Annotated in this window: 10 protein-coding genes; 2 read left to right on the top strand and 8 right to left on the bottom strand. The window is 53.1% G+C overall.

Features of this window, described 5'->3' with window-relative positions:
• Positions 1-3: 3 nt before the first annotated feature.
• The 7 genes from ACTVJH_RS09255 to ACTVJH_RS09225 form a co-directional block, all read right to left on the bottom strand.
• A complete protein-coding gene (locus tag ACTVJH_RS09255) occupies positions 4-564 on the bottom strand; it encodes an HD domain-containing protein (protein ID WP_455989776.1) in 561 nt (186 codons plus the stop codon).
• A 226-nt stretch (positions 565-790) separates the two neighbouring features.
• Entirely contained in the window at positions 791-2,812 is a 2,022-nt protein-coding gene (locus ACTVJH_RS09250; RefSeq protein ID WP_455989666.1) for a methyl-accepting chemotaxis protein, read from the bottom strand.
• An 8-nt stretch (positions 2,813-2,820) separates the two neighbouring features.
• Complete coding sequence (locus ACTVJH_RS09245) at positions 2,821-3,279, bottom strand: multiheme c-type cytochrome (RefSeq protein WP_455989664.1); 459 nt, start codon at positions 3,277-3,279, stop codon at positions 2,821-2,823.
• A 414-nt stretch (positions 3,280-3,693) separates the two neighbouring features.
• Positions 3,694-4,812: an HD domain-containing protein gene (locus tag ACTVJH_RS09240; RefSeq protein ID WP_455989662.1), complete on the bottom strand. Its 1,119-nt coding sequence runs from the start codon at positions 4,810-4,812 to the stop codon at positions 3,694-3,696.
• Complete coding sequence (locus tag ACTVJH_RS09235; protein ID WP_455989660.1) at positions 4,813-6,894, bottom strand: EAL domain-containing protein; 2,082 nt, start codon at positions 6,892-6,894, stop codon at positions 4,813-4,815.
• Positions 6,895-6,922: 28 nt separating this feature from the next.
• Positions 6,923-7,843 carry a GGDEF domain-containing response regulator gene (locus tag ACTVJH_RS09230; RefSeq protein ID WP_455989658.1) on the bottom strand — a complete coding sequence of 307 codons (921 nt, stop codon included), beginning with the start codon at positions 7,841-7,843 and terminating at the stop codon, positions 6,923-6,925.
• The gene (locus tag ACTVJH_RS09225) at positions 7,815-7,940 is read right to left on the bottom strand and encodes a hypothetical protein (RefSeq protein ID WP_455989656.1); all 126 of its coding nucleotides are present in this window, start codon (positions 7,938-7,940) and stop codon (positions 7,815-7,817) included. The genes ACTVJH_RS09230 and ACTVJH_RS09225 overlap by 29 nt, the downstream gene beginning before the upstream one ends.
• A 244-nt stretch (positions 7,941-8,184) precedes the next feature.
• On the opposite strand from ACTVJH_RS09225, the gene ACTVJH_RS09220 reads away from it, so the two are divergent.
• Positions 8,185-8,499, top strand: a complete 315-nt coding sequence (locus ACTVJH_RS09220) for an IscA/HesB family protein (RefSeq protein WP_455989654.1) — start codon at positions 8,185-8,187, stop codon at positions 8,497-8,499.
• Positions 8,500-8,681: 182 nt separating this feature from the next.
• On the opposite strand, the gene ACTVJH_RS09215 is transcribed toward ACTVJH_RS09220, so the two are convergent.
• On the bottom strand, positions 8,682-9,341 hold the full coding sequence (locus tag ACTVJH_RS09215) for a CBS and ACT domain-containing protein (RefSeq protein WP_455989652.1): 660 nt from the start codon (positions 9,339-9,341) through the stop codon (positions 8,682-8,684).
• Between the two features lie 278 nt (positions 9,342-9,619).
• Between ACTVJH_RS09215 and ACTVJH_RS09210 the strand changes: the two genes are divergently transcribed.
• On the top strand, positions 9,620-9,952 hold a 333-nt coding region (locus tag ACTVJH_RS09210), incomplete at its 3' end, for a LysM peptidoglycan-binding domain-containing protein (protein ID WP_455989650.1).

The raw sequence follows: 9,952 nt of genomic DNA, 5'->3' as shown, positions 1-9,952 counted from the left end.
GGTTCAGCCCTCGTCAGTGAGACCGACCTGATCGGCGATTTCAGAGACCGCACCGATGGCCAGGGTCAAAAAGGCCCCGAGTTCCAGGCCGATCTTGTCGCACTCACGGATAGTATCCCTGTTGACCGAGGCGGCAAAGGCCTTGTCCTTCATCTTCTTTTTCAGACTCTTGGCCTTCATTCCCTCCATACGCGTGGGTCTGACCAGGGCAGCGGTGTGAACGAGTCCGGTCACGGTCTCCCCGCACCTGAGGGCAAAATCCAGCTCTGTTCTCGGTTCGACCCCGGTCATGTCGTTGTGGGCCCGGATGGCGTAGAGCGCCTCTTGCGGAAGCTCTCCCTCGAGCATTTTGGCCCCGACCAGGCCGTGTTTTTCAGGCGTATCGGCAACCTTTGAATAGTCCAGATCGTGCAGCAGTCCGACCAACCCCCAGAGATCCTCATCCTGTCCCTTTTCCCGGGCCAAAGCACGCAATACGGCCTCGGACTCCAGACTGTGGTTGATGAGATTTTTTTCAGGAATATTGGCCTGTAAAAGCTCCAGGGCCTTTTCACGGGTTATCATGGTCATCTTCTCCTTGGTGGTTGAAATACTATGATCATCGTACGCACATAGTGATGACATTTTCGCTTACCCCAGCAGCCGTTCACCTTCAAGGACAACCAACGCATCAAAAAACATTCCCCGGAATCATCCTTGTGATTCCGGGGAATGAACTGATCATGGTGATCCCAATGAACTGGTCGAGAACCGGCTACCTGTGAGGCACGCTGGTCCACAGCCAGACGGCCTATCTGCGCATTCTCTCGATAATCTTGTTTAAATCGGCGGCCAATTGGGACAAACTGTTCACGGCGTTGGTGGATTCGTTCATGGCCTGGGCGGTTTCCGAGGCGATGATGTTCACCTCTTCGGCCGAACGGGCTATCTGTTCCGAGGAGACCGACTGTTCTTCCGATGCCGTGGCTATGGCCCGGACCTGGTCGGCCGAGGCATCGACAAACCCCACGATCTTCTCCAGGGACGATCCGGCCTGCTTGCCGAGTTTGGCCGTCCTTTCCACTTCCTCGTTGGCCAGATCCATTTCTTTGAGGCTGGTCTTGGTCCCGCTCTGAATACCGTGGACCACCGAGGCTACTTCCTTGGTTGCGGACATGGTCTTTTCCGCCAGTTTACGAACCTCGTCGGCAACGACCGCGAACCCTCTTCCAGCGTCACCTGCCCGGGCCGCCTCGATGGCTGCGTTCAGGGCGAGCAGATTGGTCTGATCGGCGATATCATTGATCACGTTGATGATCTTGCCGATCTCGTCAGACTGCAGTCCCAATCCGTCCATATGGATCTTCATCTGATGGACACGATTCTGAACCGTACTGATGGCGGCAATAGACTGATTGACATCAGTCATGCCGGTTTGGGCCTGTTCCTTGGTATGATCGGCATTGGAAGCCGCCTCGGAAGCGTTCTGGGCAACCTCCATGACCGTGGCGTTCATCTGTTCCACGGCCGTGGCCATTTCCGTGATCCGGGCACGCTGTTCATCAGCGCCCCGACTGGCCTGGGCGACCTGGTCAGCCAGTTCTTCAGCCGCCTGGGCAACACTTCCGGAAATATTGTGAGCATCCTTGGCCGCGTCGGCAATAATCGCGTTCTGCTCTTCAATGGTTTTTTGCTGAGCCTGGATTTCCGAAAGATCCGTAATCAGGGCAAAGGCACCAATAAGCTTGTTGTCCAGATCATGCAGGGGAGCTGCATCGATCAGCCCATAGACCTCGCGTCCCTTGCGGTTGTTGACATCCATATGCTCTTTTTCAATGACCACCCTTTCCCGCATGACCCTGCCGACTACTGTGGGATGTTTGGGATCCTGATACAAAAACTCGGCAATGGAGGTTCCCACATAATCCCCGGGATTTCCTTCCACCCCGATAAGCTCCAGGGTAGCCCTATTCACAAAGGTGATCTTTTCATCCGTGTCAACCACATAGCAGGGAACCGTCATCCCGAGGAGAATACCCTTGGAAAAACCAAGCTGCTCTTTGAGGGTATCGACCATCTTTCCCAGATTATCTGAAAGAACACCCAGTTCGTCCGGAGACCCGTCGTCAAAACTGGCCGAGAAATCTCCCTCGGACACTTTGTGGGAGGCACCGACGATAGTGGCTATACGCTTGATCACCCCGACCTGTATGAATCTGGTTACCAACCCGATCAGCACGACAAGGCCGACAATGCAGACCAGAATGATCTTGAAAATATGATTGTTGATGGTCCCCAGTTGGCTGGTGACATCCTGGACAAAAACCATGGTTCCAAGAATCTCCTTGGACGCGCCATGGCAATGATAGCATGAGGGGGCGTTCATGATGGAGATGGAACGGACAAAGAGATCCTTGCCGTCCACACCTATCAGGGCATTGTCAGCCATCTGGCTTTCAATGGCCTCGAGGGCGAAATCTGCCACGTGCGGATCACTGTAGTACCCGTTGAAATCCTTGCGCAGGGCCTGGGGATCGGTACTATAGGTCACATTACCCCTGAAATCGGTGAGAAAAAGATTGGTGTCGGGAAATTTTTCAGCAACATCCATGACTTCACTGCGCGTAGCATCATCATCACCGATGATCATGGGACGTTCGATGGCGTGCATGAGCAGTTCAGCAGACCGGTTCACACCGTCCCCGAGCTGGCCGACCATGCCGGTATATTGCCAGTAAATGGCCAGTCCAACGACAACCGCAAAACCAAGAAATGAAAGGGAGGAAACCAGCAGACCGATCTTGGCGTTGAGGGATTTCTTGAATATATTCATGGTCCCTCCTAGTGCGCGCCGCTATAGAGCAGGGGTTTGTAGTTGAAATCCTGGACGCGCTGGGAATTGTGACAGCTGCTGCAGCTGCTTATACTCGGCTTGTGCGTAATCAACTCGGGGTCTCCGCCACTTTCAACATGCTCCCTGCCGGGCCCGTGACAGGTCTCGCACCCTACGTCAGCGAGTTCAGGAGTCTTGGCGTACGAAACAAAACCGCCCTTCTCGTATCCGGTGGTATGGCAGTTGAAACAGGTTTTTTGTTCCTCGACCTCGAGTTTGGGCAGCATTTTCTCGACGCCCTTCCAGGAATGTGCCTTCTTGGAATATTTCACGAAAGTGGAATGCTCCTCTTCATGACAATCGGCACAGGATTTCGAACCCACATAGTCTCCGGCCCAGGATGGCCCGGTCACGAGCATACATCCCAAAACCCAGAACATGGTTAGTATCAATCTTCCAAACACCATAACATCTCCCATAGACTTTTTTGAATCAGCCAGTGACCCGTTACATCCTTCTGACAACGAAAATCAGAGTCGCACATGACCACAATTTGACCGGTCAGAGGGAAAATCCCTGTGTGCGACACAACCTTCATACATTCCGAGTCCATGTGGTTTGACATCATCACCGACATGGATGCGGAGGTCTTCATGGTAGCCAAGCAAGCAGTCTGTTGGACCTTTTCCCTGCAGTATAACGCAAGAATATTTGAAGCCGTAGTATCAACCACGACTTGCGTCAATGGGATTTCTCAATACACTGAAACCCATATAAAACATATTATGTCAAAACAGACCCGAATACTCATTGGAACCCGGCGGGGGACAAAGATACAGGAAGTCGTGTCATAAAACGCATATGACCGGATAGACGCCAATCTATGGGCAAACACGCGAACGGTCGGCAAGCGCCTGCGCCTTGAGTACCCGCAGTCTTTCTCCGGAGCGAACGCCGCGCCCCTGCCATGATAGAGGAAGGTGGACATTGCCAATGATCCTGAAATCCTCAAGAACCTGCTTTTTCATGTCTTCCCCCCCGTCCGCAACCACCAGGGCACACAATGCAGCAAGCAGATCCTCTGATCCCACAGCGGAAAGCAGGTCCACGCGCGTGCCGGGACGCAACGAGTGATATCGGGCCAAAACCATATGCCACCTGGCCGCTGCCATCCCGGCCCGAATCATCTGTGCGGGGAGACGTAACCGTCTTCCCATATCCCGGGCTATCGTGACGCCTGCCCTGTCATGGCCATGATGTGCGGGCCACAAGGACGACGGGGTCACTATCTTGCCCAAATCGTGACACAGTCCCATCCAGACGAGAAACCGGTCCCCGGCAAGTCGGTCCATGACCTGACACAGATGCTCCAAAATCGTTTCATCGTGATAGGGGAATGGTCCTGCGGGAATTTTTGCGGCCGGCTCAAGCTCCCTGAACCAGTCCCCTAATGCCCCTGCCTGCTCGCAGTAACGTACAAAGCGACTGGGTACCGGGCAGGACAAAGCCTTGAGCAATTCGTTGCCCACCCGTTCTGCGGCAAGGGTGCGGCAGCCCCCTTGAGTAACCACCTCGCGCATGAGTGCAATCAGCTCGGGATGCATACAAAAATCCGGCAGACAGGCCGCAAAACGGGCCGCCCTGAAAACACGGGCCGGATCGGCAAAAAAATTGGCCCGCGAGACCGGATAGAGAATCTTCTCTTCCAGGTGCTCGAGGGCCTTGGGATGGGCTATGAGCGTACCGTTTTGGTCTCTGGCCAGGGCGTTGATGGTCAGATCCCGCGCCAGGAGATCCTGCTCAATGCTTTCTGCCGGAGAAATCGTGTATTCGTCGCCATGCAGATAGTAAACGGCTGCCTTTCTCCCCACCTTCCGGGCCCTGGGGAACCTGCGCAGAAAACGCTTGTGATCCCCACCGATGACAACATAATCCTTGTCGCTGACAGGTCTTCCAAGCAGGTCGTCACGAATAGCCCCACCAACGAGATAGATGCGCAATCAATCCTTCCCCTGAAGCAAAAGATCCATGTTTTCGGCTGAAACCGGCCGGGAAAAGAAATACCCCTGCCCGAAATCACACTCCATGGACGAGAGCAAATCCTTGTGCACGGACTGCTCAACCCCCTCGGCAACCACATTGAGACGCAGGCTGTGGGCCAGGCGGATGATCGCCCGGACAATTTCCAGATTGTCATTGTTTATGTGCATGTCGCGCACGAAACTCAGATCGATCTTGAGCTGATCCACCGGAAACTTCTGCAGGTAGGCCATGGAGGAATAGCCTGTGCCAAAATCGTCGATACTGAATCTGATCCCCATTTTCTTGAAGGTCTCGAGTTTGTGGATCACCTCCTTGGCATTGTCCAGAATGACAGATTCGGTGATCTCGATTTTCAGGTACGTTGGGGACAACCCGGTCTTGGCCAGAATATAATTCACCGAATCCACCAGGTCGGGCTGAAAGAATTGCTTGGGGGACATATTCACGGACAAGAGCAGGGGGGCCTTGTCCGGTGCGAGTTTGTGCCAGGAAACCATGTCCTGACAGGCCCTGGTCAGGATGGTCTTGCCCAGTGGGACGATCAATCCGCTTTCCTCGGCAATGGGAATAAATCGCGTCGGCGAGATGGCACCCCTGGTGGGGTGGTTCCATCTGGCCAGGGCCTCCACACCGGTTATCATCCCCGATTCAAGAGAAATGATCGGCTGGTAGGCGACAGAAAACTCCTGTCGTGCCAGACCCTGGCGAATGTCGTTTTCAAGGGACATGGTTTCCACGGCATTCTCATGCATATTCCTGCTGAAAACCTTGAAACGGCCCCGGCCCAGGCTCTTGGCCCGGTACATGGCAATATCGGCATCACGGAGTATGTCTTCTGGCCGCTGATACTCGCTGGTCACAAAGACAATGCCCATACTCGCGCCGGAATACACTTCATGAGCGCCAATGAAAAGCGGCCTGGAGATCTCTTCGAGAATGCGTTTGGCAATCTGCACCACATCGTGTTTATTCTCATAGTCATCCAGAATCACGCCGAATTCGTCCCCTCCAAGGCGGGCGACCGTATCCAGGGGACGCAGGCAACCCTCCAGTCTTCTGGCGATTTTAACAAGCAGGGCATCTCCCATGAGATGTCCGAGACTGTCGTTGATCAATTTGAACCTGTCCAGATCGATCATGAAAACGACTGATTTGGCACAGGATTTCCGATGACAGCGATTTAGAAAATAGCTCAACCGTTCCATGAAAAGGGCGCGGTTGGGGAGCTGGGTCAGGGTATCATGGAGTGCCTGTCTGGTCAGCTCATCTTCATAGACCTTGCGTTCGGAAATATCCCGATACGAAAATACCGCTCCAAGATGTTCTCCACCGATGACAAGGGGGTAGCCTGTCAGCGAAACAGGGATGAGGGTATCGTCCTTGCGTCTGCGCGACACCTCGACCTGGACGGTTTTACCCGCGAGCACGGCCTGAAGAAAGCGGGCTTCACTTTTCTTGTGATTTTCAGGATAAAGCATTTCCAACCCCTGGTCCTTGATTTCCAGGAGTGTATAACCAAAAAGCCTGCCAAACTCCTCGTTGGCAAAAACAACCCTGCCCATCGAATCGACCATACAGGTGGCCAGGGGCGAATTGGCCAGAAACTGCTGAAAAATCGTCATCTGCACCTTGAGGGTATCATGGAGTTCCCCTCTTTCTGCAGTCGGCCAGACCGCAAGGATGACATGGGGGGAATCCGGAATGCGCGATTCAGTGACCACCATTTCCCTGACCATGCCCTGAGCGGTTTTAAGACACAGTTTGTAGTCCACGGAAGAGGTTGCATTTGAAAAAAGACGGGCATGCTGGCTTTGAAAAATACCCACCATGCCTGAAGGCAGGATATCCTGGAACATGCCGGTGGACAATTCTCTGGGAGAATGGCCGGTGAGGGAAGCGGCCTCACCGTTGACCATGACCACCTCCCCCTGATCGTCGAGGATAAAAAAAGCCCCACCCGATTTTTCAAAAAGGGCGTGGCTGAAGGCATCGTATTGCTTAAGAGTCCCACGGTCGCTTTGCGGTGTATCATCTGTCATGATATCATCTCACCCGTTGTGCCGGATACTATGAACTGACAATTCTGTTCTTGCCGCTGGACTTGGCTGCATACATAAATTTATCAGCTCGTTCTATCAATTGTGAGGAACTTTCACCTGACTGGTACTGGGCCACTCCAATGCTGATTGTTTTATAGACATGGGTCGATGTATCATGCCTGACCTGGTTGGTTTGAGAAAAACAGGTCCGGATACGGTCTGCTACATTGATCGCCTCAGAGGCCTCGGTTTCAGGAAGCAGAACAATGAATTCCTCCCCCCCGTATCTAAACGCAATGTCATTTTTTCTGATCATTTTCAAGATAACACTCGCCAAACATTCGAGAACTCGGTCCCCGTTCAGGTGCCCATAGGTATCATTGTAGAGCTTGAAATCATCGATATCCAGGAGAATGAGGGAAAGGGTGTGACCGTAACGGGTGCACCGCTCCAGCTCCGCTTCTATCTGCCGGAAAAAATACCTCGCGTTGTAGAGCCCGGTCAATCCATCCTTGATACTTAATTCCCTGAACTTCTGTTCACTTTCCCGCAATTTTTTTTCAATCTGCTTGCGTTCATAAATCTCACGCTCGAGATCGGCTGTGCGATGGCGAATCTCCTCTTCGAGATGTTCCTGGTAGAGGCGATTCTCCTGAATCAGCCGCCGCCTTTCCAGGGCCTTGTTCACCGCATGGTCCAACACCGCGAAATTGCTCAAGGGTTTGGTGATAAAATCCCAGGCCCCGATACGCAGCGCATCGATGGCGTCCTGGATCACCCCGGTTCCCGAAACAACGATCACCGGAGTGTCCGGGGATTTTCTGGTGATGGTCTCCATGACCTCGATACCATCCACCTCGGGCATTCTCAGATCCACGAGGACGAGTCCCGGTGCTTCTCGGAAAAATGTCTCAAGCCCCTCACGCCCCCCCCTTGGCCAGGAAAACATTGAAACCTCGTTCTGCCATGTAATCGCCAAGCGTTTCAAGGATGAGCTCTTCGTCATCTATAAGCAGCACGGACAGCTGTTCGCGTGGCATCTGCATCCTGTTTCTCCTGAAAAGTATCCGTATCCCTGACAGGCAAGTCAGTGGATCACCATGGGTCCGAAAAAACGATTGACAAGCTCGTTGCCGTGCTTATTTGTTGTTTTGGCCAAATAAAGCCGACGACCAAAGGCTGCAAACGGTCAGGAAGCTCAAACGATTGCAAAACACATCGCAACCTATTTGACAAACCTCGAACCGAAATTTACCAAGCAGCCAACTATTTCCAAACAGGAGGGAAACCATGTTTGAATTAAGCAAGGCCGCTCAGGAACAGCTCGAGCGACAATTCGAAAACCAGGATATCACCCCCATTCGGGTTTACATGGCGGCCGGCTGAGGCGGGCCGCGCCTGGCACTTGCTCTGGATGAGCAAAAAGACAACGATTCTAGCTATTCTTTTGGCGATTTTACCTTTGTGGTCGACAAGGCCCTGATGACCACAGCCGCACCCATCAAGGTGGAATTCGATCAGCACTACGGCTTTTCCGTCTCCTCGAGCATGAAGATGGACGCTTCGGGTTGTTCGGGGTGCAGCAGCGGGTCTTGTTCTTGCTGATACGCTGAAAAAAAGCTTCTTGCAAACAAAAAGGACCGGTTTTCCGGTCCTTTTTGTTTGCAAGAGTCCTGTACGAGGTAGCGGTCGCAGCCCGAACAGGCCGCACCCCCGCTGCCCTCACGGATCACTGCTTGTTTTTTATGGCAGACTTTTCTGGATAAGATACTGAAAATAAGTCATTTTCAGCTGACTCCCCACTCTTTGGCCATATCTTCCGGCCGGACGACATTGTAGCCATTGTCGGTCAGGGTCTGAACAACCTGCCCTGGATCTTCGACCCCAATTCTGAAAACGAGCATACGCGCACCGGCATGATAAAAGGTGGCCGTGGCGATGATATTCACCCCGAGCTCTGTAAGAATCCTGGTCACATTGGCCATGACCCCGCTCTTGTCCTCCACCTCGATGCAGATGCGTGAGCCCGGCTGGGTAAGTCCCATTTCCTCCACGAGAACCTCGAGCATGACACTGCGGCTGATATATCCGAGAAATTGCTGATTGGTTCCGACCACCGCCAATCCGGCGAGGTTGTGTTCATCCATGATCTGGGCGGCACGTTCGATGTCGGTTTCCGGAGTCACACTCGGCGGGTTCTTTTTGACCACCTCTTTCACCGTCATCTCCCCGAGCAGATAGTTGAGTTCATGTCGACTCAGGGTCGTGGCCGGAGAGGGCAGGGCCGCGCGGATGTCTTCCTTGGTCACATAGCCTGTCAGCTTACCGTCTGTCAGGACCATCAGCATCCACAACCGGTTTTGCTCCATGATTTTATCGGCATCCACCACCAGGGTATCCGGACCTATGGTCGGAATTTTCTTGAGCATCTTGAGGCCTACAAACATAGTCTCTCCTTATGGTTCTCGTAACGAGTCACCAGACATACGGACACGACACCAAGCTGTGTATCCATGAAATTGCCCGGGTTGCTTCCCGGATCATGCGACGGCCATAAATACGTTTTCGTTTTTCCCGGGTCAACCGCCTGACCATTTATCGTTGCATTTTGATCTGTTTTGACAGATCCTCAAGGATATTGTGGCAGAGGTAACCAGTACCAAACCATTCTGTTTCCCCAAAGAGGCCAGCGATCGTATCAATCCTCAAGGAGATCATCACCTCCATGCGTCACCTTGTCACCTTCCCCTGGGCCACCCATTCAGACGGTCGGGTCGGTAAAAACGCCGTGACCATTGTCATGGCTGTCATTTACCTCCTGGGGTTCTGCGCTGGTCCCGTCGTGGCCGCTCCTCCAAGGCTTGTGTTCACCAAAGAGTCTCCAGGCAAACAATTCACCTCATATACAGTCGAAAAAGGGGATCATCTCTACGCGATTATCCGCAACCAGGGCTTTGCTGAAAAAAATATCCCTGAAATCATGGAAGGTATCCACAAGCTCAACCCGGAACTTGATCCCTCAGCACCCATTTATCCCGGTCAGACAATCCGCCTGCCT

Source organism: Desulfoplanes sp. PS50 (genome assembly GCF_053851535.1).
This window is presented reverse-complemented; position numbering and strand designations above follow the sequence as displayed.